The organism is Pseudomonas sp. NFACC10-1, from assembly GCF_900119195.1.
GTDB classification, from domain to species: Bacteria; Pseudomonadota; Gammaproteobacteria; order Pseudomonadales; family Pseudomonadaceae; genus Aquipseudomonas; species Aquipseudomonas cerasi.
Window position 1 is genome coordinate 229,764 of sequence record NZ_FPJB01000002.1, and the last position, 25,712, is coordinate 255,475.

The following is a 25,712-nucleotide window of genomic DNA, read 5'->3' on the forward strand; positions in this document are numbered from 1 at the left end:
TGGACGCTCTGCGTCCGATCTTGAGTATGCGGCGCGGCGCAGATCTGTGACGCGGAGCGTCACGCACGGCATTCCCACGCTGGAGCGTGCGGAACGATCATCACACTATCGTGCGGCGCTCCGCGTCGCATGCCGTTCTGGACGCTCTGCGTCCGATCTTGAGTATGCGGCGCGGCACAGATCTGTGACGCGGAGCGTCACGCACGGCATTCCCACGCTGGAGCGTGAGGAACGATCATCCTGTAACTATCGTGCGGCGCTCCGCGTCGCATGCCGTTCTGGACGCTCCGCGTCCTCTTTACCTATGACAGCCCTGCATCCACCAGCCATTGCTCCAGGCCTTCGAGGTCGGGAATGCGGGCTACGGTTTCGCCGATCTGTACGGCGGCCAGCTCCAGTTCGGCCAGCGGAACGTCGACGTAGCTCAACTGGCTGTCGACCTTGCACGAGCGCGGGATGCCCTGGGTCAGCAGGGCGATGAACCTGACATCGTTGCGTCCGCCCAGTGCATTGAGCACCACGATCCGGGCTCGACCGCCGACACGGGTGCGGCCTCCGCAGGCGGCTTCGAAGCTGAGCAGCGGCAAGGTCAGTTCGCGCCAGCTGATCGGTCCCAGGTACCATTCGGGGGCGCCCGGCTCTGCGCTGCAATCCTGGTAATCGATCAACTCGGCGACCGCGACGTTAGGCAGCAGCAGATGCCGGTCACTCAACGGCAGCAGCAGGCCGGTCAGACTGGTCAGCCGGCTGGTCTGGAACGTGCCTTCAGACATGCGCCTGGCTCCAGTAAGCGATGCTCTCCAGCAACACGGTTTCCTGATAGGGCTTGCTCAGGTATTCGTTGACGCCCACTGCCATCGCCCGATCGCGATGCTTCTGGCCCGAGCGAGAGGTGATCATGATGATAGGCAGTTCCTTGAGCTGCTCGTCCTGGCGGATCTGGCTGGCCACTTCAAAGCCGTCCATACGCGGCATTTCGATATCGAGCAGCATGATGTCAGGCGTGTGCTCCTGCAACAGGGTCATGGCATCGACACCGTCCTTGGCAGTCAGTACGTGCATGCCGTGGCGCTCCAGCAAGCGGCTGGTGACTTTGCGCACCGTCACCGAATCGTCCACCACCATCACCAGCAACGGTCTGGCGTGCTCGGCTTCGTGGTAGGCAGGCGCCAACCCTCTGAAAGGCAAGCCCTGCAAGGTACGGATCTGCGCCATCAGATCGAGAATCAGCACCACGCGGCCGTCACCCAGAATGGTCGCACCGGAAATGCCCTGCACCCTTGAGAACTGCGTACCAAGGCTCTTGACCACGATCTCGCGCGAGCCTGCCAGCGCATCGACCTGCACCGCCACCCACTGATCCTGCAGATGCACCAGCAACACCGGCAGCGGCTGCAATTGCCCGGCCAGTCTGGGCGGGCTGCTGCCCAGCAACTCGCCCAGATAGCGCAACTCGTAACTGCGTCCGCCATATTGATAGCGCGGCGGGGTGGTCTGGTAATAGCCGTCCAGCTCATTGGCCATGACACGCACGATGCCATCGACGGTATTGAGCGGTACCGCATACTGTTCTTCGCCGCACGTCACCATCAACGCCCGGTTGACCGACACCGAAATCGGCAGCCGGATACGGAAGCGCGTGCCCTTGCCCGGCACCGAGTCGATGACCATGGAACCGCCCAGTTGCTTGACCTCGGCGTGCACCACATCCATGCCCACACCACGGCCGGAAATCTGGGTGATGATCTCGCTGGTGGAAAACCCCGCCTGCAGAATGAACGGCAACACTTCATGGTCGGACAGATCGGCATCCGGATGGATCATGCCGCGCTTGATGGCCTTGCGACGTACTGCAGCGAGGTCAACGCCAGAGCCATCATCGCTCAGTTCGATGACCATATCGCCGCCTTCGTACATCAGTTCCAGACTGATATGGCCCTGCTCCGGCTTGCCGGCGGCGATGCGTTTTTCGGTGCTTTCAAGCCCGTGATCGACGGCGTTGCGCAGCATGTGCTCAAGAGGCGCGACCATTCGCTCCAGCACGTTGCGGTCCATTTCACCGTCGGCATTGCCCACTTCGAAATGGACTTTCTTGTGCAGTTCCGACGCCACTTGGCGTACCACACGACGCAGGCGTGGCACCAATCGCTCGAACGGCACCATGCGCGTACGCATCAGGCCTTCCTGGAGCTGGGTGTTGACCCTGGCCTGTTGCGACAGCAGCGTTTCTGCGTCGCGGGCGCGCGCACCGAGGGTTTCCTTGAGGTCCATCAGGTCGGACGCCGATTCGAACAAAGCGCGCGACAGTTGCTGTAACTGCGAATGACGGTCCATTTCCAGCGGGTCGAACTCTTCGTAACCCAGCCGCTCGGCCTGGACCTGCTCCCGGCTAAGGATGCGCCCCTGGGTTTCCATATCGAGACGACGCAATTGGTCGCGCATCCGCTCGATGGTGGTTTCCATCTCGACCAGAGCGATCTGCGAATCAATGATCTGCTGTTCGATGCGTCCACGGAAGATGGATGTTTCGCCGGCCAGGTTGACCAGGTCTTCCAGTTGCTCGGCAGGCACCTTGACCATTTCCGGGCCGCTGCGCTCGGCCTCCCCTTCGGCGACCGGGGCCACGGCGACGACTGACTCCGGACTGACTTCCGGGTCCTGCGCAGCCAGCGGTGCGCCCACCGGCTCATCGGTGGCCAGCCTGCGAATGCTCTCAATCAGCAAGGTGGCATCAGGCAACGGTTTTTCATTGCGCACGGCATCGAGCATGTCGGCCAGCACATCCTGACCGCTCTGCAACAGGCCGATCATCAACGGCGCGGGCTGCAGACTTCCGGTGGAAAGCCCCTCGTAAAGCGTCTCCAGCTCGTGAGCGAGGTCGCCTATCGGAGCGATTTCCACCATCCGCGCGCCGCCCTTGAGGGTGTGCAGGTCGCGCAGCAGGTTTTCGACCTCCAGCATGTTATGCGGATCGGCCTGCCAGCGGGCCAATGCCGCGCCGGAGCTTTCCATGATGTCGAAACCTTCCTCGAGGAAGACTTCACGCAGCTCGGTGTCATGTTCGGGAAGATCTTCATTGGCCAGCGGCGAGGCCTGCACCTCGGGCCCGGTGCTCTCGAGCGTGCGGCAGCTGCGCAGCGCTTCGATCAAGGCCGAAGGGTCGCTGAGCGCTTCCTGCCGATACAGTTGCTCGAGCAGAATCGCCAGATGGTCGTGGCTCTCGTGCAGCAGCTCGGCCAGCGTCGGCGAATGGTTGAAGCGCCGGTCGATCAAGCCTTCGTAGAGGTTTTCCAGTTCGTGGGCCAGATCGCCCACCTCGCCCACCTCAGCCATCCGCGCACCGCCCTTGAGGGTGTGCAGGTCACGCTGCAACGAGGCCAGCGGCGCAGGGTTTTCTGGGTCGGCCAGCCAGCGCTGCAACGCTTGACCGGCACTGTCGAGGATATCGACGGCTTCCTCCAGAAATATCTCGACGATTTCGTCGTCCGGACCGGCAACGTCAGTGTCAGTGTGCCCGGCCTCGTTGGCCAGTTGCTCGGTGGCGGCGTTGAGCTCGGTAACGCTCAACGTGCGATGGCCGTCGCTCTTGACCAGCCCGGTCGCCGACGGGTCAAGCGCCTGATCCAGCAACTGGTTCAAGGCACGCACGCACTCGGGACGCGGCTCGACATCCTGGCCGGCAGCCACCTGATCAAGCATGTTGATCAGCGCTTCGTGAGCATTTTCTGCCACATCGAAAAACCGTTCGCTGACCGCCAGACTGCTTTCTTCGACCGCCCCGTAGAGGTCGAGCAAGGCTTCGCACAGTTCATCGACCTGCGGCAGGTCGGCCAGATGCGCGCCGTGACCGAGGGTGGTCAGCTCATCGAGCAGCGCGCTCAGTTCCTGACGTTCGCCGGGGTGCTGCCGCCAGCGCCGCAGGAGGTTTTCCGCATCCAGCACGATGTCCATGCCTTCGGCCAGAAAACTGGCGAGCAGCGTGGGGTTGCGCTTGATCCGCAGGCCGCTGTCCGACTCGCGCAGCACCACGGTGAGGCGCTCGTTGAGCATCGCCAGGGCGGCCTCGATCAGCGGCGCGGCACCCGGAATATCGGCCAGCGGCGTGCTGTCGAGTTGCTCGAGGCCCTTGTGCAGCAACGGCTCGGCGCTGCGCAGCAGGACGAGTTCCGGTGAGCCGATATCGATGAGGTTGGCCTTGTATTCACGCACCAGTTGATCGAGCGGGCTGGCCAGTTCGGCAATCGGCAGCACCCCGGCCATGTGCGCGCTGCCCTTGAGCGTATGCAGCGCACGCAGCACCGCGTCGCTGATCGCCGGCGACGCTGATTGTTCGGCGTTGTCGAGGAAGCGGCCGAGGGTGTTCAGATGGCCGAGCGCTTCCTGACGGAAAATCTCCAGCAACTGTGGATCGAGCGCTTCGGCGGCAACAGGCTCGCCTGCCTCATGATCATCCGCGACCTGCAGCGTCGGCAGCTCCAGCCCATTGGCCAACGCATGGGCACGGGCCGCCAACAGGTCGACATCGTTACGCTGGCACTGTGCATCTTCGGCAAAGTCGCGGATGACCGACGGCAGCAGCGCCTGCACTTCGCTCATCAATTGCTGCACTTCGAGGCCCGGCAGTACGTCGCCTTCCAGCACCCGGTTGAGCAGGTTTTCCACCGCCCAGGCCAGTTCGCTGAGGATCAGTGCACGCACCATCCGGCCGCTGCCCTTGAGCGTATGAAACGCACGGCGTACCTCGGTCAGCGCCGTGCTGTCCCAATGGCCGTCGCTGCCAAGCGAGGTGAACCAGCGCGGCAGGTACTCGCGCAGCGCGTCGAGCACCTCGTCGGCCTCTTCGAGAAACACATCGCGCAACTCGTCGTCCACCGCCTCTTCTCCGGCCGCGGGCGGCAACAGGCTGGTGGGTACGTTACGGGCGGGAGGGTTGACGGCCGAGACCGGGCTGGCGAGGACCTGGGCAATAGTCTGCGTGGGGCTGACCAGCGCCTTGCGGTCATCCAGCTCCAGCAACTCGTCCTGAGTGATGATCTCTTCGAGCAACGGCACTTCGAGAGTGTCCGCAGCGGGCGTATAGCCCAGCCGTGCCAGGCTTTGCTGGGCCATGTCGAGCACCTGGTCGCCAGGCGCCTGATGGTCTTCGAGCATGCGCTCCAGGTAATACTCGATGCCGGTGATGGTGTCGGCCAGGCAATCGAGCTGAACCCAGGTGGGACGGGTTTCGTCCACCAGCAGGTGTTCCTGAATGTATTCGTTACAAGCGGCCAGCAGGCTGGCAGCACGGGCCAGCGGGATCATCGCCAGCGCACCCCGTACCTGCACGATCAGCGCGCACAGCGGATCGAGCCGCTGCCGGTCCCACTCGCCGTCGATGTAATCGAGGATCACGTCCTTGGCCTGCTGCAACACCGTGCGGGCTTCGCGAATCACCAGTTGATGAATCTGCGTCAGGTCGGTAGTCGGCAGGCGGCTTTCCTCGCGGCTGACCTGCTCGTGACTGCCGGCCATGCCGGCAAGGGTCGATTCGACGTAGAGCAAGGCACCCGCGACATCCATCAGCGCAGCGTCGCTGGGCTCGCGCTGCCCCTGCGCCAGACCGAGCACCACAGACAACTGATCGATGATCACCTTGCGCGGCTGGCCGAAACCCAGCACCGCCAGGGTATCGGCAATCTGCCGCAACGGCGGCAGCAGCGCGTTGAGCTCGCTGACATGCTGACGGTCGCCGCGCACGAACACGTCGAGCCGCTCCTTGACCCTGACCAGCCCTTCACACAAGGCCACGATCACCGAACGCATGGCGTCACGGTCCGGACCGGCCATGCGGGCGCGCTCTTCATTGACCACATCGTTGCCGGGCAAGGCATCGGCCAGCGCGTACTGGTCCTTGAGGTCGAGCATCTTCGGCGCCAGGCTGTCGGACTTGGCGATATAGAACAGCAGGCTTTTCAACAGCTCTTCGGGGGCGGGCTGGTTGATGCCGGTGACGCCCTGCTCGGCCAGACGCTTGAGTTCCTTGTCGGCGTCCTTCAGCAGACTGCGCAGCGCCGGGCTGTTGGTGAAGTTGCCGTTGAGCATGGTTTCGACCAGTGCCGAGGCGATCCGCCAGAGCGCACCGAGCGGCGCGTCTTCGCACAACTGTTCAAGCCGGGCAAACACCTTGGCCATGTAGCCGAGCTGGGTCTGCACACCCTGCTCACGCATCAGGCCGGCCAGCGCCGCCTGCAGGGTCTGGCGCAACTTGCGCAGCAGGTTGGGCAATTCCGGGGTATTGCGCCGCGCCAGCTCCTCGTCATCAAGCGGCGGCACGACGACCAGTTGCGGGGCGAACAGGCTGGTTTCCGAGAGCAGACTTTCGCCCCGCGCACTGCGCAGGTCATTGAGCAATGGCAAGACCACCAGCGGCAGGTCGCGGCGCGCGGAATGAATGCGCTCCAGGTAAACCGGCAACTGACTCATGGCCTGGATCAACAGTTGCTCGGACTCGATCGGATGGCTGACGCGGTTCTGCTGGACCGCCAGCGCCAGTTGCTCGATTTCCTCGGCCAGCAACGCGGCGCCGTAGAACTCGATCATCTGCAGGCTGCCGTGAACCTGATGCACCAGGTTCAGGCACTCGGCCATCGCTGCAGCGTTGGTCGGGTCTTCGATGAACGGGTCCAGCGCCTGTCGGGCCTGGCGCAGCGTTTCGGCGATCTCGCCCTTCAGCCACTCAAGAGCTACGTAATCGTGACGATCAGCCATGACGAGTACCGTCCGTTACCCAATCAAGGTTGTTCATGTGCGGTACATCATCCGGCTTTCTTCGATGACGGCAGGGCAAAGCCCGATACCGAGCGCCGCATTTCGCTGGCCATTTTCGCCAGGTTGCCGATGCTTTCGGCGGTGGCCGATGTGCCCGAGGTGGTCTGCGAAGTGGTCTGCTGAATGACGGTCATGATCTGCGAAATCTGCCCGGCAGACTCGGCCTGTTGGTGGGCGGCATCGGTGATACTTTCGATCAGCTCGGCCAGCACTCTGGACACCCCTTCGATTTCGCCCAGCGCCACCCCGGCGTCCTGCGCCAGCCGGGCACCGCGCACCACTTCGCTGGTGGTCTGCTCCATGGAGATAACCGCCTCGTTGGTGTCGTTCTGGATGGCCCGGACCAGCGTTTCGATCTGCTTGGTCGCAGACGACGAACGCTCGGCCAGCCGTTGTACTTCGTCGGCTACCACGGCAAACCCTCGCCCGGCATCACCGGCCATCGACGCCTGAATGGCGGCGTTGAGGGCCAGAATATTGGTCTGGTCGGCAATGTCGTCAATCAGGCTGACGATGTCGCCAATCTCCTGTGACGACTCGCCCAGACGCTTGATGCGTTTGGAGGTGTCCTGAATCTGCTCGCGAATGTTGTCCATGCCATGAATGGTGTTTTGCACCACCTCGTTGCCTTTATTGGCTATCGTCACGGAGCGCTCCGCCACGGCCGAGGACTCCGAGGCGTTGGTCGAAACCTGATCGATGGACGCCGCCATGTCGTTGATCGCTGTCGACGCCGCACTGATCTGCAACGCCTGGTGCTCTGAAGCAGCCGACAATTGCATGGCCGTCGCCTGGGTTTCGGTCACCGCAGCCGCTACCTGCTCGGCAGTCAGGTTGATGGTCACCACCAGCTCGCGCAACTGGTCGATGGAGTAATTGATGGAGTCGGCAATCGCCCCGGTGAAGTCCTCGGTCACCGAGGCCGTGACCGTCAGGTCGCCATCGGCGAGGTTCTCGATCTCGTCCAGCAGACGCATGATCGCCGTCTGGTTGCGTTCGCTCTTCTGCGCAGTTTCGCGCAACTGGCGATTGGTCTCGCGCACCATGACCAAACCGATGAGGATGATCGACGCCAGCGCCAGCAAGCCCAGCACATAGCCGCCGACGGTGTTCATGGTGCGGCGCTTGGCAAGGTTTTCCAGGCTGTTGGCGAGTACCGAGGTTTCATCCAGCAGGGTCTGTGAGGTGTTGAAGATGTTGCCCGAGGCCTCGCGCACCTGATACAGCTCGGGCGAGGTTTCGAGAATCTCGTCCACCGAGCCGGAGACGAATTCGAACAGCTCGGCGATCTCCGCCAGCCGCGCGCGCGCATCGCGGTCCTCGACCTGGGATATGCGCAGCGTGGCGTTGCCCTCCAGCATGCCGTTGAGCACCCGACCAAACTGGCTGGCATCGCGGCCAAAGGCGTCGGCGGCCTGCACAGCCGTTTCATCACCGGCCAGCACGGTGTTGACCGAGCCGAGAATTCGTTCTGCGAGCAGCGCCTGGCGTTGCGCAACCACCACCTGTGCGGCGGGCGCACGGCTTTGCAGCAGGCTCTCGACGACTTTCTCGTATTCGGCCTGCAATTGCGGAATGGTTTCGGCCAGCGTTGCCGCCACCTGATGCAGCGACAGAACGGTCTGTTCGCTGGCCAGAATCACGTCGGTGCTCTTGCGCAGCCCTTCCCAGTCACGTTGCACGGTGCGCAATTCGTCGCGTATCAGGTCGGGGGCCGCAGGCAATCCGGTGGCCGGGTCGCCCTTTCTCAGATAGCCCCAGCGCACGTCGAAATCATTGCGCGCATCGGCCAGCAACTTGAACGCCTGGGTTTTGCCGGCAGCCGCTTCGGTGGCGTTTTTCGCGATGCGTTGCGACAGGACGCGCAGCTCACCGGCATGCCCGATGTACTGTTTGTCGTAGTTGGACTGAGTGTTGAGGTAAGCGAAGTTGGCGAACAGCAACATGATGAAAACGATAAGCGCCACGAACAGCAGAATAATCTGCGTCCGGCTTCTTGCGCCTTCCCTTGACCGGTCTGTACTACTCATTAATCAGGCCCCCGCCTGGATCAATTGTGAAACACACCAGGCCCGACATGCTAGGAAGCCAGGTCCATGAACTCCGCAGACTGCACCAGCGCCCACGGGCTGAAGATCTGCCACGCCTGTTCGCGGATAAACTGCCCGCGCAGGAACGGCACCATACGCTGATCCATGTCCTGCGGGGTCTGGGGTATGAGGCTCAACTGACTGAAACGTTGCATGCCGAACACTTCATCGACCAGCAGACCGGCAAATACATCATGGTGCTCGACCACCAGCACCCGTCGCTGTTTGCGCACCGGCACCAGTTCGTGGCCGAAAAACCCGCACAGATCCATGAGTGGCAACAAGCGACCGCGCAGGTTGGCGATACCCGCCACCCAGAACTTCACACCGGGCATTACCGCATGATGGGGTTCGTGAAGGATTTCGGCGATCTCGCCGATCGGCGCTACAAACCGTTGCTCGCCCATGCGAAAGCCGATACCGACCCAGTCCTGCTGATGGGCTTCCTGCAGCGGCAGGCCCGCCGCCAGCGAACGACAGCGTCGATCCATATCCAGAAGCAGTTCAAAAGCGGTGCGCGGCTCGGCCATGGCGATTCCGGCAATCAGCCGGCCAGCACCGCATTCAGGGTTTTCATCAGGGTTTCTTCGTCCACCGGCTTGGTCAGGTAATCGCGTGCGCCCTGACGTTTGCCCCAGACCTTGTCGGTCTCCTGATCCTTGGTGGTAATCATGATCACCGGGATCATGCTGGTGTCGGCATCCTTGGTCAGCTGACGCGTGGCCTGAAAGCCGTTGAGCCCCGGCATGACGATGTCCATCAGCACGGCATCGGGCTTTTCCTGACGGGCCAGGGCCACGCCATCAGCGCCGTTTTCGGCCTTGAGCACTTCATGACCGTGCTTTTCCAGCATGCCGGTGAGTTTGTACATTTCAGTCGGCGAGTCATCGACGATCAATATTCGAGCCATGGGTGTTCCCCGTCAGATTACGAGCGCGCTACATCAGGCGCGGGCGTCATGGTATGTGTTGTTCTGCTGCAACGAAGCCCGGCACATGAGCCTTGATCGCGCTGAGCAGTTCTTCCTTGCTGAAAGGCTTGGTCAAAAACTGATCGGAACCGACAATCCGCCCCTTGGCCTTGTCGAACAGGCCGTCCTTGGAGGACAGCATGATGACCGGCGTCGACTTGAATGCCCGGTTGTTCTTGATCAGCGCGCAGGTCTGATAACCGTCCAGACGCGGCATCATGATATCGACGAATATGATTCGCGGGTGGTTATCGGCAATCTTGGCCAGCGCGTCGAAACCGTCTATCGCAGTGATGACTTCACAGCCTGCGTTCTTGAGCAGTGTTTCGGCGGTGCGGCGGATGGTCTTCGAATCATCGATGACCATGACTTTCAGGGCGGAGGCGTGTTGTTCCATAGCTGCTCTTCCATCGCCGCAGCGAATTTTTGCGCATTCTGCGAGGCACTGGGAGCCTGACGGTATCGCTTCGTTGACCCACTGGGACCGAAGACCGGATGCCGAGCCTTTTTAGCACACTCTCCAGACGCAATCCATAAAGTGCACCTTGGCGCATCGCGGCAGGCCTGCCCCTTGACCGGGAGCAATCGGAGCGCCACCCTGATGCCAATTTTACGGCCGTTGCGGCCCTTACCGATCAGAGGATATTGCCCATGAGCGTTCGCCTAGGGATTGTCATGGACCCCATTGAGCGCATTTCCTATAAAAAGGACAGCTCGCTGGCCATGCTGCTTGCCGCCCAGGAACGCGGCTGGTCACTGTTCTATATGGAACAGAAAGACCTGTATCAGAACGCCGGCCAGGCCCGCGCACGCATGAAGCCGCTCAAGGTGTTTGCCGATCCGGCCAAGTGGTTCGAGTTCGAAGCCGAAGTCGACGCAGGTCTTGACGATCTGGACGTGATCCTGATGCGCAAGGATCCGCCGTTCGACATGGAGTTCGTCTACGCCACCTACCTGCTGGAGCAGGCCGAGCGTGCCGGCGTCCTGGTGGTCAACAAGCCGCAGAGCCTGCGTGACTGCAACGAGAAGCTGTTCGCCACGCTGTTCCCGCAGTGCACACCGCCGACACTGGTCAGCCGCCGCGCGGACATCATCCGTGAATTCGCCGAACAGCACGGCGACGTGATCCTCAAGCCGCTGGACGGCATGGGCGGTGCGTCGATCTTCCGCCATCGTGCGGGCGATCCGAACCTGTCAGTGATCCTTGAAACCCTGACCGCCCACGGCACGCAGCAAATCATGGCGCAGGGCTACCTGCCCGCCATCAAGGACGGCGACAAACGCATTCTGATGGTCGATGGCGAACCGGTCCCGTATTGCCTGGCGCGCATCCCGGCAGCCGGCGAAACGCGTGGCAACCTGGCGGCAGGCGGGCGTGGCGAGGCCCGTCCGTTGAGCGACAAGGACCGCTGGATCGCCGAACAGATCGGCCCGACCCTGCGTGAAAAAGGCCTGCTGTTCGTCGGCCTCGACGTGATCGGTGAGCACCTGACCGAAATCAACGTCACCAGCCCGACCTGCATCCGCGAGATCGACAACGCCTTCGGCACCAACATTGGTGGCCTGCTGATGGACGCGATCGAGAAGAAGCTGCAAGCACGCAAGGGCTGATCAGCCACTGACGCCGCCGGCCACGGTCAACACCGTGCGCCACGGCGTCAGATCGATTCCCTTCGTCCGATCCGCAGCAGAGCGGCGCGGCACATTGCGTTATCATGCGCCACCTGTAACACGACACGGATTTTGACATGCAGGCTGACGAGATGCTGAACCGCCAATGACATCCATGGCCAACAACGACCTCCCCCTGGAACTCGCCAACGCCGGTGTGCGTCCTGCCGATCGCCTGGGCTTTACCATGATGATCGCGGCGCTGATTCACCTCGCGGTGATCCTTGGCGTGGGGTTCACCTATGTAAAGCCGGAGCAGATCTCGCAGACGCTGGAAATCACCCTGGCCACCTTCAAAAGCGAAGAAAAGCCCAAGCAGGCTGACTTTCTGGCGCAAGACGATCAGCAGGGCAGCGGCACCCTGGACAAGGCCGAAACGCTCAAGACCACTGAACTGGCGCCCTATCAGGACACCAAGGTCAACAAGGTCACGCCGCCCCCGGCCAGCAAGCCGGTGGTCAAACAGGAAGCGCCGAAGACCGCCGTCGCGACCACCGCGCCCAGCCAGCAGAAAACCGTTGCCAAACGCGATGAGGTCAAGCCCGAGCCCGCCACCAAGGCTGCACCGACCTTCGACAGCTCGGAACTGAGCAACGAAATCGCCAGCCTGGAAGCCGAACTGTCGACCGAACAGCAGCTTTACGCCAAGCGCCCGAAGATCCACCGCCTCAATGCGGCGTCGACCATGCGCGACAAAGGCGCCTGGTACAAGGATGACTGGCGCAAGAAGGTCGAGCGGGTCGGAAACCTGAACTATCCTGAGGAAGCACGACGCAAGCAGATCTACGGTAATTTGCGACTTCTTGTGTCAATCAATCGGGACGGCTCGTTGTATGAAGTGCTGGTGCTTGAATCTTCAGGGCAGCCTTTGCTGGATCAGGCCGCACAACGAATCGTGCGTCTGGCGGCGCCTTTTGCGCCGTTCACCGGCGATCTGGCGGATATTGATCGACTGGAGATCATCCGCACCTGGAAATTTGCACGCGGAGACAAGCTGTCAAGCAACTGAACTTTTTGCCCGCTGACGCTCGACACCCACACGTGTCAGTTGTCAGCCGCGCAAGGCAACGCCAAACTAGGGCTCATGAAAAAAGTCTCTCCGAGTTATCTCAAGCATCAGTTCCTCATCGCCATGCCTCACATGCACGATGAGAACTTTGCTCAGACCTTGACCTACATTGTCGAGCACAACGCCAATGGCGCCATGGGGCTGGTGATCAACCGCCCGCAAAGCCTGACCCTGGCCGATGTACTCGAACAACTGCGACCGGAGCTTCCGGCACCGAGACACTGCCAGGACATCGTCATTCATACCGGCGGGCCGGTGCAGACCGATCGCGGCTTTGTCCTGCATCCCAGCGGCCAGACCTTTCAGGCGACGGTCAATCTTCCGGGCGGAATTTCCTTGTCGACTTCTCAGGATGTGCTGTTCTCCATCGCCGATGGCTACGGACCTGATCAAAATGTGATCACCCTGGGTTATGCGGGATGGGATGCCGGTCAACTGGATGCTGAAATGGCCGACAATGCCTGGCTGACCTGTTCGTTCGACCCGGCCATCCTGTTCGATGTGGACAGCGAGCAGCGTCTGGACGCCGCCGCCAGACGTCTGGGCATCAATCTCAACCTGATCTCGACCCAGGCAGGGCACGCTTGATGGCCGCCTTACGGCTGCTGCTGGGCATTGATTACGGCACCAAACAGATCGGCGTTGCGGTCGGCCAGGCGATTACCGGCCAGGCACGTGAACTCTGCACGCTCAAGGCGCAGAATGGCGTGCCGGACTGGGACAAGGTCCAGGCGCTGATCAACGAGTGGAAACCTGATGCGATCGTGGTGGGTCTGCCGTTGAACATGGACGGCACGCCCAGCGACATGAGCGCGCGCGCGGAAAAATTCTCGCGCAAGCTCAACGGACGCTTTGGTGTAACGGTCTACACCCATGATGAACGCCTGACCACCTTCGAAGCCAAGGGCGAGCGCATGGCGCGCGGCGGCCAGAAGGGCAGCTATCGCGACAATCCGGTGGATGCCATTGCCGCTGCGCTATTGCTGCAAGGCTGGCTGGACGAGCACCCCGAACTGTTGAATGTGTGACTTTTTCTGCCTTTATCGCTTCGAGATACCCGGATTCCACGTTATCGCTTGAGCATCGCGCCACGGACCAGACTGTGTAAAAACGTCACGAGCAAAGGCAAGACAAGGCAAAAACAGGCGAAAACGGCCGGGGTCGCGACCGACTTCAGGTGTTCTAAATGAGCATTTTTCGCCTGTTTTTAACGCAGTATTGCCAAGCGCAGTAGTTTTTACACAGTCTGGGAAGGACGCTGCCCGAGCCTCTAAGGAGCAACCATGAGCCTGCCCGATCCCGCCGAACTGATTCGTCAGATGGCCACTGACCTGAACGCTCACCTGAGCAAGCGCGGCATCAGCGACCCTCGTTTCATCGGCATCCGCACTGGCGGTGTCTGGGTTGCCCAGACGCTGCTCAAGGCACTGAACAACCCCGCTCCGCTGGGCACGCTGGACGTTTCGTTCTATCGCGATGATTTCAGCCAGAACGGCCTGCACCCTCAGGTGCGCCCTTCTGAACTGCCGTTCGAGATCGAAGGCCAGCACCTGGTGCTGATCGATGACGTGCTGATGAGCGGCCGTACTGTCCGTGCCGCACTCAACGAACTGTTCGATTACGGCCGCCCGGCCAGTGTCACGCTGGTCTGCCTGCTGGACCTGGACGCCGGTGAACTGCCGGTGCGTCCGAACGTGGTCGGCGCCACCCTGGCGCTGGCACCGAATGAACGCATCAAGCTGTCCGGCCCCGAGCCGCTGGCACTCGAACTTCAAGACCTCTCCACCGCCCTTTAAGAGTCCATTGCGATGACGCCTCTCGACGCCAAGCGCCCGCTGCAGCTCAACCACCTGGGCCAGCTGCGCCATTTCCTGTCTCTGGACGGCTTGCCCCGCGAGCTGCTCACCGAAATTCTCGACACGGCCGACTCGTTCCTCGAAGTCGGCGCCCGGGCGGTCAAGAAAGTCCCATTGTTGCGCGGCAAGACGGTGTGCAACGTGTTCTTCGAGAACTCCACGCGCACCCGGACCACTTTTGAGCTGGCGGCCCAGCGCCTGTCAGCCGACGTGATCACGCTGAACGTCTCGACCTCGTCCACCAGCAAGGGGGAAACGCTGTTCGACACCTTGCGCAACCTCGAAGCGATGGCCGCCGACATGTTCGTCGTGCGCCACGCCGACTCGGGTGCGGCGCACTTCATTGCCGAACACGTATGCCCGGACGTCGCGATCATCAACGGCGGCGACGGACGCCATGCCCACCCGACCCAGGGCATGCTCGACATGCTGACCATCCGCCGTCACAAGGGCGGTTTCGAGAACCTGTCGGTGGCCATCGTCGGTGACATCCTGCATTCACGGGTCGCACGCTCCAATATGCTTGCGCTCAAGGCGCTGGGCTGCCCGGATATCCGCGTGATCGGGCCGAAAACCCTGCTGCCGGTAGGCGTCGAGCAATACGGGGTCAAGGTCTACACCGACCTCAACGAAGGTTTGAAGGACGTGGACGTGGTCATCATGCTGCGCCTGCAGCGTGAACGCATGACCGGCGGCCTGCTGCCCAGCGAAGGCGAGTTCTACCGCCTGTTCGGCCTGACCACCGCGCGCCTGGCGGCTGCGAAGCCGGATGCGATTGTGATGCACCCCGGCCCGATCAACCGAGGCGTGGAAATCGAATCGGCAGTGGCCGACGGCGCGCATTCGGTGATTCTCAATCAAGTGACTTACGGTATCGCGATCCGCATGGCGGTGCTGTCCATGGCCATGAGCGGACAAAACGCACAACGCCAATTCGAACAGGAGAACGCCCAGTGAAGCTCAGCATCCTCGGCGCTCGCGTCATCGACCCGGTCAGCGGGCTGGATCAAATCACTGACCTGCACCTTGAAGCAGGCAAACTCAGCGCCATCGGTTCGGCCCCGGCGGGTTTCGAGCCCACTCAGACCATCGACGCTACCGGGCTGGTCGCAGCACCGGGCCTTGTCGACCTCAATGTGTCCTTGCGCGAACCTGGCTACAGTCGCAAGGGCAGCATCGCCAGCGAAACCCGCGCAGCGGTGGCAGGCGGCGTGACCAGCCTGTGCTGCCCGCCACGTACCAAACCGGTGCTCGACACCTCGGCAGTGGCCGAGCTGATCCTCGACCGCGCCCGTGAGGCCGGGTTCAGCAAGGTGTTCCCCATCGGGGCGCTGAGCAAGGGCCTGGAAGGCGAACAGCTGGCAGAACTGATCGCCCTGCGCGACGCAGGTTGCGTGGCCTTCGGCAATGGTCTGAGCAGCTTCAGCAACACCCGCACGCTGTGCCGGGCACTGGAATATGCGGCGACCTTCGACCTGACGGTGATTTTCAACTCGCAGGATCGTGATCTGGCCGAAGGCGGTCTGGCACACGATGGCCCGACGGCCAGTTTCCTGGGTCTGGCGGGCATTCCCGAGACGGCCGAAACCGTAGCGATGGCTCGCGACCTGTTGCTGGTCGAACAGAGCGGTGTACGTGCGCACTTCAGCCAGCTGACCAGCGCCCGTGGCGCGGCGCTGATCGCCCAGGCACAGGCGCGCGGTCTGCCGGTGACGGCGGATGTGGCGTTGTATCAGTTGATTCTGACTGACGAGGCGCTGATCGACTTCTCCAGCCTCTATCACGTCCAGCCGCCGCTGCGCACCCGCGCTGACCGCGATGGTCTGCGTGAAGCGGTGAAGAGCGGTGTCATTCAGGCGATTTCCAGCCATCACCAGCCGCACGAACGCGATGCCAAGCTGGCGCCGTTTGGCGCTACGGAGCCGGGCATCAGCAGCGTCGAACTGCTGCTGCCGCTGGCCATGACCCTGGTGGATGACGGTCTGCTGGACCTGCCGACCCTGATTGCCCGCCTGAGCAGCGGCCCTGCCGCCGCGCTGCGCCTGCCAGCCGGCAAGCTGAGCGCAGGAGCGCCGGCCGACATCGTCCTGTTCGACCCTGCCGCCTCGACGGTTGCCGGCGAGACCTGGCTGTCAAAAGGCGAAAACTGCCCCTTCATCGGCCACTGTCTGCCGGGCTCGGTACGCTACACACTGGTGGATGGACGGATCAGCTACAGCCGTTGAGCCCGCTCTGGGCTCTCGCTCCCACATTCCTCGTTGCATCACTGTGGGAGCGAGCCGGGCTCTGCGTCAGCCCCTCTGCCCAAGCTTTACCCGCGTCGGGCGTTCCTCATCGAGATCTGGTCATTCAATGTCCAGAAGTCATAGAGGATGCCCACCAGAAACAGCCCGCCGGTAAACAGGTAGATAATCCCGGTAATCCACTTGCCCTGGTACATGCGGTGCACGCCGAACAGGCCGAGGAAGGTCAGCAGCACCCACGCCACGCTGTAGTCGGTGGAGCCGGGGGTAAAGCGCAGGTCGGCGTCACGGTCCATCGACGGGATCAGGAACAGGTCAATCAGCCAGCCAATGCCAAACAGACCGAACGTGAAGAACCAGATGGTCCCGGTGACCGGTTTGCCGTAGTAGAAGCGATGCGCTCCCAGGAAGCCGAAAATCCACATCAGGTAACCCATGACCTTGCTGTGTGTGTCTGAACGATAGGCGTTCATTTTTGCCCTCTTTGCGCTGATAGAAAAAAATACATAACAAAATTGTGACTTGGTTTCCCTATTCCGACGTATGGCACATGAGGCGGTTTAATGCCGCCAAGCCCTTGTCGCTAAAGGGATTAGCCCGAAAAAAGAAAGAGTCTGTCGCATAAAATGCAATGATGCCACTGTGATGCGCTCGACAAATGGGGTCAGTTTTTTTGAAAAAGCTGTTATAAAGTTGCGCGCTGACCACCATGAGCCCTGCCGAATGCGTCCTTTTTTCAAGACATGGCTAACCATTTGCCTATTTATGCCACTGGCCGCCCACGCCACCAATCGTGAGCAACAACTTCCTGCGAGCTTCACGGGCTACACCGCCAAAAGCCACTCTTCACCGGCACTCGCGACTCGCAATGCACCCAAGGAAGCCACCACCACCCGAACTCAGTACGGCGCTACCAGCGCCGTCCAGAAGCCGCTTTCACGCAAGAACGCCAAAAAAATCGCGGCCTTGCAGGCTTCTGCCCCTGCCAAGCAAGGCAGCGCCGTTGTAAAACGCGCCTTGCAGGCTGTGGGCACGCCTTATCGCTGGGGCGGCACCACGCCCGGCAAAGGCCTGGACTGCAGCGGACTGGTCAAATACGCCTACACGGATGTCCGTGAGGTCGACCTGCCACGCACCTCCAATGCCATGGCCCAGGGTCATGGTCAGACGGTGGATCGCAAGGATCTGAAACCCGGTGACCTGCTGTTCTTCAATATCAAGAGCCGCAACATCAACCACGTCGCCATTTACCTGGGCGACAACAAGTTCGTTCATGCGCCGCGCCGTGGCAAGGCCGTAACTGTCGATACGCTGAACAAACCGTATTGGAACAGTCACTACAAGATCGCCAAGCGCGTGCTGCCCAAGCAACCCGGACAGATGCGTGTGGTTCAGCGCTGATCCTGATGTGAATCCGCGGTCCGCAAGCCGCATCTGAAAAAAAGGGGTCTTGAACGCTTTCAAGACCCCTTTTTCGTTCCTGCAGCCTCCCTGCGATCAGAAGTTATCCGGCACCTTGGCACGTTCGCGCGCGCTTTCACGGGTGATCAGCCCCTTCTTCACCAGATCGGCCAGGCACATGTCCAGCGTCTGCATGCCCATCGAGCCGCCCGTCTGGATCGACGAATACATCTGCGCCACCTTGTCCTCGCGGATCAGGTTACGGATCGCCGGGGTGCCCATCATGATTTCGTGCGCCGCCACGCGTCCGCCGCCGACCTTCTTGAGCAACGCCTGCGAAACCACGGCGTGCAGCGATTCGGAGAGCATCGAGCGAATCATCGATTTTTCCTGAGCCGGAAACACATCGACGATCCGGTCGATGGTCTTGGCTGCTGATGTGGTGTGCAGCGTGCCGAATACCAGGTGGCCGGTTTCAGCCGCGGTCAGCGCCAGGCGGATGGTCTCCAGGTCACGCATCTCCCCGACCAGAATCACGTCCGGGTCTTCACGCAACGCCGAGCGCAGCGCCTCCGAGAAGCCCAGTGTGTCGCGGTGCACCTCGCGCTGGTTGACCAGGCACTTCTTCGACTCGTGGACGAATTCGATCGGGTCCTCGATGGTCAGAATGTGGTGATGCTTGTTGTTATTCAGGTAGTCGATCATCGCCGCCAGGGTGGTCGACTTGCCTGAGCCGGTCGGACCGGTGACCAGAATCAGGCCACGCGCCACGTCGGTAATCTTCCGAAACACACTGCCCATGCCCAAGTCTTCCATGCTCAGGATTTTCGAAGGGATGGTCCGGAAGACCGCGCCAGCACCGCGGTTCTGGTTGAAAGCGTTGACCCGAAACCGCGCCACGCCCGGCACTTCGAAGGAAAAGTCGGTTTCCAGCCGTTCTTCGAAGTCCTGGCGTTGCTTGTCGTTCATGATGTCGTAGATCAGCGCCTTGACCTCCTTCGCGTCCAGCGGAGGCAGGTTGATACGCCGTACATCGCCGTCGACGCGGATCATTGGCGGCAGACCTGCAGAGAGGTGCAAATCCGACGCGCCCTGTTTGGCACTGAAGGCCAGCAGCTCGGTAATATCCATACAGCTCCTCAATCACATAGAATGCCGCAGACTTTAGCCCTGCTGGCGCAAATCAATGTCCACGATAGCAGCGAACATTTCAACGCTCGAACAGCGAATTCGCGACGCAGCGCTTGCTGCTGAGCGCGATCCGGCGTCCGTCGGCCTGCTGGCGGTGAGTAAAACCAAGCCCGCCAGTGACCTGCGTGAAGCTTACACCGCAGGTTTGCGCGATTTTGGCGAAAATTATTTACAGGAAGCACTGGGCAAACAGCTCGAACTGAGCGACCTGCCCTTGTGCTGGCACTTCATTGGCCCCATTCAATCGAACAAGACGCGAGCTATCGCCGAGAACTTCGACTGGGTACATTCCGTGGACCGCCTGAAAATCGCTCAACGCCTGTCCGAGCAACGCCCCGAAGGGCTTGAACCGCTGAACATCTGCATTCAGGTGAACGTCAGTGGCGAAGCCAGCAAATCGGGCTGTACGCCTCAGGACCTGCCTGCGCTGGCCGCTGCCATCAGCGCCCTGCCGCGACTCAGGTTGCGCGGCCTGATGGCCATCCCCGAGCCTACAGACGATCCTGCGGCGCAGAACGCATCCTTCGCCGCAGTGCGCACGCTGCAGGAGCAATTGCACCTGCCGCTCGACACACTTTCCATGGGCATGAGCCACGACCTGGAAGCCGCCGTTGCACAAGGCGCGACCTGGGTGCGCATCGGCACCGCTCTTTTTGGCGCCCGCGACTATGGCCAGCCATAACCTCTTCACAAGGACCCCTTCATGAGCAAGACCCGTATTGCCTTCGTTGGTGCCGGAAACATGGCCGCCAGCCTGATCGGCGGCCTGCGCGCCCAGGGCGTGGAGGCGGCACTGATCAGTGCCAGTGCGCCGGGTGCCGAAACCCGCGAGCGCATCGCCAACGATCACGGCATCCAGGTATTCGCCGACAACGCCGACGCGATCAATGGCGCCGACGTGGTGGTACTGGCGGTCAAGCCGCAGATGATGAAAAACGTCTGCCAGGCCTTGAAGCCCAGTCTCGAACCTCACCAGCTGATTGTTTCGGTCGCGGCCGGCATCACCTGCGCCAGCCTGACGCAATGGCTGGGTGAGCAGCCGGTGGTGCGCTGCATGCCCAATACGCCCTCACTGCTGCGTCAGGGTGCCAGCGGGTTGTACGCGACCGACAACGTCACGCCAGAGCAGCGTGAGCAGGCCGAGGCGTTGCTGGCCGCAGTCGGCATCGCGGTCTGGGTCGAGCAGGAAAAACACATGGACGCTGTCACGGCAGTGTCCGGCAGTGGCCCGGCGTATTTCTTTCTGATGATGGAAGCGATGACTGCGGCAGGCGTGAAACTGGGTCTGCCGGAGGACATTGCTAAAAAGCTGACCCTGCAGACAGCGCTGGGCTCGGCCTTGATCGCGACTGGCAGTGATGCAGGCGCTGGCGAACTGCGTCGTCGCGTTACATCGCCGGGCGGGACCACTGAGGCGGCCATCAAGGCATTTCAGGCGGGCGGCTTCGAGGCACTGGTGGAAACGGCACTGACCGCCGCAGACCATCGTGCAGCCGAGCTGGCTGAACAACTGGGCAAATAATTTTCGGGTTTTCTGGAGCAGATCGATGATCGGATTGAACACCGCTGCAATTTACGTCCTGCAGACGCTTGGCAGTCTTTACCTGCTGATCGTGCTGTTGCGCTTCGTCCTGCAACTGGTACGGGCCAACTTCTACAACCCGCTGTGCCAGTTCATCGTGCGCGCCACCCAGCCGCTGCTCAAGCCGCTGCGACGCATCATCCCCAGCCTGTTCGGGCTGGACATGTCGTCGCTGGTGCTGGCGATCATCGTGCAGATGATCCTGATGGCCCTGACCCTGCTGCTGATGTTCGGCACCACGGGCGACCCGCTGCACCTGCTGCTGTGGTCGATCATCGGCGTGACCGCGCTGTTCCTGAAGATATTCTTCTTTGCCCTGATCATCAGCGTGATTCTGTCGTGGGTCGCACCGGGCAGCCACAACCCTGGCGCGGAACTGGTCAACCAGATCTGCGAACCGGCACTGGCACCGTTCCGCAGGATCGTCCCGAACCTGGGCGGCCTGGACATCTCGCCGATCCTCGCATTCCTGGTGCTCAAGCTGCTGGACATGCTGGTCATCAACAACCTCGCCGCCATGAGCGGCATGCCGGATGTGCTGCGGCTGTTGATGTAAGCACTCTTGTTCCCGCGCTAGAGGTTCCCGCGCTGGAGCGTGACGTTCGAAAGAACGCCTATCGTGCCCATGCTCCGCGTGGGCATGCCGTTCTGGACGCTACGCGTCCTCTCCGGAGCATGCGGCACGGCGCAGATCTGTGACGCGGAGCGTCACCCTAGGCATTCCCGCGCTGGAGCGTGAGGAACGATCACCTCGTAACTATCGTGCCGTTGATTTACGTCTCACAACATCCCTTATTGCCGCTGCACCCCGCGGTCTTTAGACTTACGCCTCATTTATGCGAGAGCAGGGTCGATGCCCACGGTATTCCCTCACGATTCTGTCGGACTGGTCACACCGCAAACGGCGCATTTCAGCGAGCCTCTGGCGCTGGCCTGTGGTCGTTCGTTGCCAGCCTATGACCTGATTTACGAAACCTACGGTCAACTCAACGCCGCACGCAGCAATGCCGTGCTGATCTGTCATGCGCTGTCCGGGCACCACCATGCCGCAGGCTTCCACAGTGCCGATGACCGCAAACCCGGTTGGTGGGACAGCTGTATCGGTCCCGGCAAGCCTATCGACACCAACAAGTTCTTCGTCGTCAGCCTTAACAATCTGGGCGGCTGCAATGGCTCCACTGGGCCGAGCAGCATTGACCCGGACACCGGCAAGCCGTTCGGTGCCAATTTCCCGGTGGTGACCGTGGAAGACTGGGTCAACAGCCAGGCCCGGCTGGCGGATCTGCTGGGTATCGACACCTGGGCAGCGGTCATTGGCGGCAGTCTGGGTGGCATGCAGGCACTGCAATGGACCATCAGCTACCCGGATCGCGTGCGCCATTGCCTGGCGATCGCCTCGGCGCCCAAGCTGTCGGCACAGAACATCGCATTCAACGAGGTGGCGCGCCAGGCCATTCTCACCGACCCCGAATTCCACGGTGGTTCGTTCCAGGAACGCGGAGTGATCCCTAAACGCGGCCTGATGCTCGCGCGGATGGTCGGGCACATCACCTACCTGTCGGATGACTCGATGGGCGAGAAATTCGGCCGTGGCCTGAAGAGCGAAAAACTCAACTACGATTTCCACAGCGTCGAGTTCCAGGTCGAGAGCTACCTGCGCTATCAGGGTGAGGAGTTTTCCGGGCGTTTCGACGCCAATACCTACCTGTTGATGACCAAGGCACTGGATTACTTCGATCCTGCGGCGAACTTCAACGACGACTTGGCCAAGACATTCGCCAACGCCACCGCCAAATTCTGCGTGATGTCGTTCACCACCGACTGGCGCTTCTCGCCAGCCCGCTCGCGGGAACTGGTGGACGCGCTGATGGCCGCGCGCAAGGACGTCTGCTACCTGGAAATCGACGCACCGCAGGGCCACGACGCCTTTCTGATCCCGATTCCGCGCTACTTGCAGGCTTTCGGTAATTACATGAACCGAATTTCGTTGTGAGGACGCCATGAGAGCCGATCTGGAAATCATTCAGGAATGGATTCCCGCGGGCAGCCGCGTGCTCGACCTGGGTTGTGGCGACGGCGAATTGCTGACCTGGCTGCGTGACCACAAGCAGGTCACCGGCTACGGGCTGGAAAACGACGCCGCCAACATTGCCGAGTGTGTCGCCAAGGGCATCAACGTCATCGAGCAGGACCTCGACAAGGGGCTGGGCAACTTTGCCAGCAACAGCTTCGACGTCGTGGTCATGACCCAGGCCCTGCAAGCGGTGCATTACCCGGACCGAATCCTCGACGAGATGCTGCGCGTCGGTCGCCAGTGCATCATCACCTTCCCGAACTTCGGTCACTGGCGCTGCCGCTGGTACCTGGCGAGCAAGGGCCGCATGCCGGTGTCCGAATTCCTGCCGTATACCTGGTACAACACGCCGAACATTCACTTCTGCACCTTCGGCGACTTCGAAGAGCTGTGCCGCGAGCGCGATGCGCAGGTGCTCGACAGGCTGGCGGTCGATCAGCAGCATCGTCATGGCTGGGCCAGCAAACTCTGGCCCAATCTGCTCGGCGAGATCGGCATCTACCGCGTCACCAGCCCTGGGCTGACGGACCACAGGATTGCCGTTTAACCGACCGTTTCCAAGCACCACGACAGGCCAACCATGAACCTCACACAACTCGTACTGGCCAGCCACAATGGCGGCAAACTCAAGGAACTCCAAGCCATGCTCGGCGGCAGTGTAACGCTGCGCTCGGTCAGCGAGTTCAGTCTGGTGGAGCCGGAAGAAACCGGCCTGTCATTCGTCGAGAATGCAATCCTCAAGGCACGCAACGCCGCGCGTCTGTCCGGTCTGCCTGCGCTGGCCGACGACTCAGGGCTGGCGGTGGACTTTCTCGGCGGTGCGCCGGGTATCTATTCCGCACGCTACGCCGATGGCCAGGGCGATGCCGCCAACAACGCCAAGCTGCTGGAAGCGCTCAAAGACGTGCCGGACGACCAGCGTGGTGCACAGTTCGTCTGCGTATTGGCGCTGGTACGCCACGCCGACGATCCATTGCCGATCCTCTGTGAAGGGCTGTGGCACGGGCGCATCCTGCACGCCGCCAGCGGTGAACACGGCTTCGGCTATGACCCGCTGTTCTGGGTGCCGGAGCGCAACTGCTCGAGTGCCGAACTGGGCCCGACCGAGAAGAACCAGCTCAGCCACCGCGCCCGCGCGATGGTCCTGTTGCGGCAACGCCTGGGTCTGCAATGACCCACGATTCGCCTGCGCAGCCGCTGTTTCTCGGCGAGAGCGGCTTCTCGTCAGATAGCCCGCGCCCTGCACTGCCGCACCTGCCGCCGTTGTCGCTGTACATCCATATTCCGTGGTGCGTGCGCAAATGCCCGTACTGCGACTTCAACTCGCACACTGCCAGCCCGGTGCTGCCGGAACAGGAATACGTCGACGCCCTGCTCGCCGACCTGGACCTGGACCTGCCGCACGTCTACGGCCGCGAGCTGCAATCGATCTTCTTTGGTGGCGGTACGCCGAGCCTGTTCAGCGCCGATGCGCTGGGGCGCCTGCTGCAGGGCGTCGAACAGCGCATCCGCTTTGCCAGCGATATCGAGATCACGCTGGAAGCCAACCCGGGCACCTTCGAGCAGGTCAAGTTCAGCGCCTATCGCGGCCTGGGCATCAATCGACTGTCGATCGGCATTCAGAGCTTTCAGGAATCCAAACTCAAGGCGCTGGGCCGCATTCACAACGGCGACGAAGCAATTCGTGCCGCCGATATGGCGCGTCAGGCCGGTTTCGACAACTTCAACCTGGACCTGATGCACGGCCTGCCGGATCAGTCCCAGGACGAGGCGCTGGCCGATCTGCGCCAGGCCATTGCCCTCGCGCCGACCCACCTGTCCTGGTATCAACTGACCCTGGAGCCCAACACGGTGTTCTGGAATCAGCCACCGGTGCTGCCCGAAGACGACATTCTTTGGGACATTCAGGAAACCGGACAGCAGTTGCTGGCCACTCATGGCTACGCGCAATACGAAGTGTCGGCTTATGCACAGCCCGGAAAACCGGCGCGGCATAACCTCAACTATTGGGCGTTCGGTGATTTCATCGGCATCGGCGCAGGTGCACACGGCAAGCTGAGCCACCCGGACGGGCGCATCATGCGCACCTGGAAAACCCGGCTGCCCAAGGATTACCTGAACCCGGACAAGCCGTTTCAGGCCGGTTCCAAGCTGTTGCCGCTGGATGAATTGCCGTTCGAATTCCTGATGAACGCACTGCGACTGACAAATGGTGTGGACGCTGCGTTATTTCGCGAAAGAACCGGTCTAAGCCTCGATTCGCTGGCCGAGGCGCGTCGACAGGCTGAACAAAAGGGGTTGCTGCACCAGGACCCGACACGCCTGATCGCCACGCCACAAGGCCAGCTGTTCCTCAACGACCTGCTGCAATACTTTCTGATCTAAGGACCCTGCATGGATTTCGTACTCGATTTGCTCGCCACCGTCTCGCGCTGGAGCCGCAGCAATCTCTCGGAAATCGCGCTCGCGCTGGTGGGCTGCCTGCTGGTGCTGTTCGGCTCGGACATCAAAGGCTGGCTGGAACAGCGAATCAGCGGCATCACAGGCGCTCTGCGCATCCCGCTCATCGCCCTGCTGTGCGCCGTGGGCAGCGGCGCGGCGCTGATCTATGCCACGCCTTGGGTAGTGCGCGGCCTCAGCCAGTTCAACAACTACAGCCTGGCGCCGGTGCTGTTGGTGGTGCTGGTGCTGATCGGGGTAATTGCGGACCGCAAGTAAGCGCTGCTTTTTCAAACGCAGCAAAAAGCCCGGCATCTCT

24 protein-coding genes are annotated in these 25,712 nt (G+C 61.6%); 16 read left to right on the forward strand and 8 right to left on the reverse strand.

What is annotated here, in order from left to right; translation table 11 throughout:
* Positions 1-302: 302 nt before the first annotated feature.
* From BT119_RS05600 to pilG, 6 genes are read right to left on the reverse strand one after another with little or no spacing between them, the layout of a single operon-like run.
* Complete coding sequence (locus BT119_RS05600) at positions 303-773, reverse strand: chemotaxis protein CheW (RefSeq protein ID WP_002551743.1); 471 nt, start codon at positions 771-773, stop codon at positions 303-305.
* On the reverse strand, positions 766-6,747 hold the full coding sequence (locus BT119_RS05605) for an Hpt domain-containing protein (protein ID WP_072365058.1): 5,982 nt from the start codon (positions 6,745-6,747) through the stop codon (positions 766-768). The genes BT119_RS05600 and BT119_RS05605 overlap by 8 nt, the downstream gene beginning before the upstream one ends.
* A gap of 47 nt (positions 6,748-6,794) precedes the next feature.
* Positions 6,795-8,837 (reverse strand): methyl-accepting chemotaxis protein, encoded by a 2,043-nt coding sequence (locus BT119_RS05610; protein WP_032609251.1) that lies wholly within the window; start codon positions 8,835-8,837, stop codon positions 6,795-6,797.
* Between the two features lie 50 nt (positions 8,838-8,887).
* The gene (locus tag BT119_RS05615) at positions 8,888-9,427 is read right to left on the reverse strand and encodes a chemotaxis protein CheW (RefSeq protein WP_003432055.1); all 540 of its coding nucleotides are present in this window, start codon (positions 9,425-9,427) and stop codon (positions 8,888-8,890) included.
* 14 nt (positions 9,428-9,441) lie between these two features.
* A complete protein-coding gene (gene pilH / locus BT119_RS05620; protein ID WP_003316741.1) occupies positions 9,442-9,807 on the reverse strand; it encodes a twitching motility response regulator PilH in 366 nt (121 codons plus the stop codon).
* A 46-nt stretch (positions 9,808-9,853) separates the two neighbouring features.
* Positions 9,854-10,264: a twitching motility response regulator PilG gene (gene pilG / locus BT119_RS05625; protein ID WP_003366149.1), complete on the reverse strand. Its 411-nt coding sequence runs from the start codon at positions 10,262-10,264 to the stop codon at positions 9,854-9,856.
* A gap of 254 nt (positions 10,265-10,518) precedes the next feature.
* Here pilG and gshB point away from each other — a divergent pair, with 254 nt between their 5' ends.
* From gshB to BT119_RS05660, 7 genes are all read left to right on the forward strand, one after another.
* A complete protein-coding gene (gene gshB, locus BT119_RS05630; RefSeq protein ID WP_003316740.1) occupies positions 10,519-11,478 on the forward strand; it encodes a glutathione synthase in 960 nt (319 codons plus the stop codon).
* Positions 11,479-11,644: 166 nt separating this feature from the next.
* A complete protein-coding gene (locus BT119_RS05635) occupies positions 11,645-12,547 on the forward strand; it encodes an energy transducer TonB (protein ID WP_072365060.1) in 903 nt (300 codons plus the stop codon).
* A gap of 75 nt (positions 12,548-12,622) precedes the next feature.
* Positions 12,623-13,195 (forward strand): YqgE/AlgH family protein, encoded by a 573-nt coding sequence (locus BT119_RS05640; protein ID WP_003366147.1) that lies wholly within the window; start codon positions 12,623-12,625, stop codon positions 13,193-13,195.
* Positions 13,195-13,635 (forward strand): Holliday junction resolvase RuvX, encoded by a 441-nt coding sequence (gene ruvX / locus BT119_RS05645; protein ID WP_002551734.1) that lies wholly within the window; start codon positions 13,195-13,197, stop codon positions 13,633-13,635. Before BT119_RS05640 ends, ruvX begins: the two co-directional genes overlap by 1 nt.
* A gap of 255 nt (positions 13,636-13,890) precedes the next feature.
* The gene (pyrR, locus tag BT119_RS05650) at positions 13,891-14,403 is read left to right on the forward strand and encodes a bifunctional pyr operon transcriptional regulator/uracil phosphoribosyltransferase PyrR (protein ID WP_072365062.1); all 513 of its coding nucleotides are present in this window, start codon (positions 13,891-13,893) and stop codon (positions 14,401-14,403) included.
* 12 nt (positions 14,404-14,415) lie between these two features.
* A complete protein-coding gene (locus BT119_RS05655) occupies positions 14,416-15,420 on the forward strand; it encodes an aspartate carbamoyltransferase catalytic subunit (protein ID WP_003366142.1) in 1,005 nt (334 codons plus the stop codon).
* A complete protein-coding gene (locus BT119_RS05660; RefSeq protein ID WP_060708578.1) occupies positions 15,417-16,688 on the forward strand; it encodes a dihydroorotase in 1,272 nt (423 codons plus the stop codon). The genes BT119_RS05655 and BT119_RS05660 overlap by 4 nt, the downstream gene beginning before the upstream one ends.
* Positions 16,689-16,774: 86 nt before the next feature.
* On the opposite strand, the gene BT119_RS05665 is transcribed toward BT119_RS05660, so the two are convergent.
* Positions 16,775-17,179, reverse strand: a complete 405-nt coding sequence (locus BT119_RS05665) for an NINE protein (protein ID WP_060708577.1) — start codon at positions 17,177-17,179, stop codon at positions 16,775-16,777.
* A gap of 250 nt (positions 17,180-17,429) precedes the next feature.
* Here BT119_RS05665 and BT119_RS05670 point away from each other — a divergent pair, with 250 nt between their 5' ends.
* Positions 17,430-18,107, forward strand: coding sequence for a C40 family peptidase (locus BT119_RS05670; RefSeq protein ID WP_003432065.1), 678 nt, complete (start codon positions 17,430-17,432; stop codon positions 18,105-18,107).
* Positions 18,108-18,203: 96 nt separating this feature from the next.
* On the opposite strand, the gene BT119_RS05675 is transcribed toward BT119_RS05670, so the two are convergent.
* Positions 18,204-19,238 (reverse strand): type IV pilus twitching motility protein PilT, encoded by a 1,035-nt coding sequence (locus tag BT119_RS05675; protein ID WP_003366137.1) that lies wholly within the window; start codon positions 19,236-19,238, stop codon positions 18,204-18,206.
* 55 nt (positions 19,239-19,293) lie between these two features.
* On the opposite strand from BT119_RS05675, the gene BT119_RS05680 reads away from it, so the two are divergent.
* The 8 genes from BT119_RS05680 to BT119_RS05720 all read left to right on the forward strand — a co-directional run bounded on the left by BT119_RS05680 (position 19,294) and on the right by BT119_RS05720 (position 25,672).
* Entirely contained in the window at positions 19,294-19,980 is a 687-nt protein-coding gene (locus tag BT119_RS05680) for a YggS family pyridoxal phosphate-dependent enzyme (protein ID WP_072365064.1), read from the forward strand.
* 21 nt (positions 19,981-20,001) lie between these two features.
* On the forward strand, positions 20,002-20,820 hold the full coding sequence (gene proC, locus BT119_RS05685; protein ID WP_003366134.1) for a pyrroline-5-carboxylate reductase: 819 nt from the start codon (positions 20,002-20,004) through the stop codon (positions 20,818-20,820).
* A 25-nt stretch (positions 20,821-20,845) separates the two neighbouring features.
* Positions 20,846-21,436, forward strand: coding sequence for a YggT family protein (locus BT119_RS05690; protein ID WP_003366132.1), 591 nt, complete (start codon positions 20,846-20,848; stop codon positions 21,434-21,436).
* 297 nt (positions 21,437-21,733) lie between these two features.
* On the forward strand, positions 21,734-22,873 hold the full coding sequence (locus tag BT119_RS05700) for a homoserine O-succinyltransferase MetX (RefSeq protein WP_003432070.1): 1,140 nt from the start codon (positions 21,734-21,736) through the stop codon (positions 22,871-22,873).
* Between the two features lie 7 nt (positions 22,874-22,880).
* Positions 22,881-23,501 (forward strand): methionine biosynthesis protein MetW, encoded by a 621-nt coding sequence (metW, locus tag BT119_RS05705; protein WP_003316724.1) that lies wholly within the window; start codon positions 22,881-22,883, stop codon positions 23,499-23,501.
* Positions 23,502-23,534: 33 nt separating this feature from the next.
* Positions 23,535-24,128: an RdgB/HAM1 family non-canonical purine NTP pyrophosphatase gene (gene rdgB / locus BT119_RS05710; protein ID WP_003366128.1), complete on the forward strand. Its 594-nt coding sequence runs from the start codon at positions 23,535-23,537 to the stop codon at positions 24,126-24,128.
* The gene (gene hemW / locus BT119_RS05715) at positions 24,125-25,339 is read left to right on the forward strand and encodes a radical SAM family heme chaperone HemW (protein ID WP_072365066.1); all 1,215 of its coding nucleotides are present in this window, start codon (positions 24,125-24,127) and stop codon (positions 25,337-25,339) included. The genes rdgB and hemW overlap by 4 nt, the downstream gene beginning before the upstream one ends.
* Before the next feature lie 9 nt (positions 25,340-25,348).
* A complete protein-coding gene (locus BT119_RS05720; RefSeq protein ID WP_002551720.1) occupies positions 25,349-25,672 on the forward strand; it encodes a DUF3392 domain-containing protein in 324 nt (107 codons plus the stop codon).
* Positions 25,673-25,712 lie beyond the last annotated feature (40 nt).

Excerpts from the sequence above, each read along its gene's own strand:
- rdgB (WP_003366128.1), top strand. The coding sequence starts at position 23,535 with ATGAACCTCACACAACTCGTACTGGCCAGCCACAATGGCGGCAAACTC.
- BT119_RS05605 (WP_072365058.1), bottom strand. The coding sequence starts at position 6,747 with ATGGCTGATCGTCACGATTACGTAGCTCTTGAGTGGCTGAAGGGCGAG.
- BT119_RS05690 (WP_003366132.1), top strand. The coding sequence starts at position 20,846 with ATGATCGGATTGAACACCGCTGCAATTTACGTCCTGCAGACGCTTGGC.
- gshB (WP_003316740.1), top strand. The coding sequence starts at position 10,519 with ATGAGCGTTCGCCTAGGGATTGTCATGGACCCCATTGAGCGCATTTCC.
- BT119_RS05680 (WP_072365064.1), top strand. The coding sequence starts at position 19,294 with ATGTCCACGATAGCAGCGAACATTTCAACGCTCGAACAGCGAATTCGC.
- BT119_RS05665 (WP_060708577.1), bottom strand. The coding sequence starts at position 17,179 with ATGAACGCCTATCGTTCAGACACACACAGCAAGGTCATGGGTTACCTG.
- ruvX (WP_002551734.1), top strand. The coding sequence starts at position 13,195 with ATGGCCGCCTTACGGCTGCTGCTGGGCATTGATTACGGCACCAAACAG.
- BT119_RS05655 (WP_003366142.1), top strand. The coding sequence starts at position 14,416 with ATGACGCCTCTCGACGCCAAGCGCCCGCTGCAGCTCAACCACCTGGGC.
- BT119_RS05640 (WP_003366147.1), top strand. The coding sequence starts at position 12,623 with ATGAAAAAAGTCTCTCCGAGTTATCTCAAGCATCAGTTCCTCATCGCC.
- BT119_RS05610 (WP_032609251.1), bottom strand. The coding sequence starts at position 8,837 with ATGAGTAGTACAGACCGGTCAAGGGAAGGCGCAAGAAGCCGGACGCAG.
- proC (WP_003366134.1), top strand. The coding sequence starts at position 20,002 with ATGAGCAAGACCCGTATTGCCTTCGTTGGTGCCGGAAACATGGCCGCC.
- BT119_RS05600 (WP_002551743.1), bottom strand. The coding sequence starts at position 773 with ATGTCTGAAGGCACGTTCCAGACCAGCCGGCTGACCAGTCTGACCGGC.
- BT119_RS05670 (WP_003432065.1), top strand. The coding sequence starts at position 17,430 with ATGCGTCCTTTTTTCAAGACATGGCTAACCATTTGCCTATTTATGCCA.
- BT119_RS05720 (WP_002551720.1), top strand. The coding sequence starts at position 25,349 with ATGGATTTCGTACTCGATTTGCTCGCCACCGTCTCGCGCTGGAGCCGC.
- BT119_RS05635 (WP_072365060.1), top strand. The coding sequence starts at position 11,645 with ATGACATCCATGGCCAACAACGACCTCCCCCTGGAACTCGCCAACGCC.
- pilG (WP_003366149.1), bottom strand. The coding sequence starts at position 10,264 with ATGGAACAACACGCCTCCGCCCTGAAAGTCATGGTCATCGATGATTCG.
- pyrR (WP_072365062.1), top strand. The coding sequence starts at position 13,891 with ATGAGCCTGCCCGATCCCGCCGAACTGATTCGTCAGATGGCCACTGAC.
- pilH (WP_003316741.1), bottom strand. The coding sequence starts at position 9,807 with ATGGCTCGAATATTGATCGTCGATGACTCGCCGACTGAAATGTACAAA.
- BT119_RS05675 (WP_003366137.1), bottom strand. The coding sequence starts at position 19,238 with ATGGATATTACCGAGCTGCTGGCCTTCAGTGCCAAACAGGGCGCGTCG.
- hemW (WP_072365066.1), top strand. The coding sequence starts at position 24,125 with ATGACCCACGATTCGCCTGCGCAGCCGCTGTTTCTCGGCGAGAGCGGC.
- BT119_RS05700 (WP_003432070.1), top strand. The coding sequence starts at position 21,734 with ATGCCCACGGTATTCCCTCACGATTCTGTCGGACTGGTCACACCGCAA.
- BT119_RS05615 (WP_003432055.1), bottom strand. The coding sequence starts at position 9,427 with ATGGCCGAGCCGCGCACCGCTTTTGAACTGCTTCTGGATATGGATCGA.
- metW (WP_003316724.1), top strand. The coding sequence starts at position 22,881 with ATGAGAGCCGATCTGGAAATCATTCAGGAATGGATTCCCGCGGGCAGC.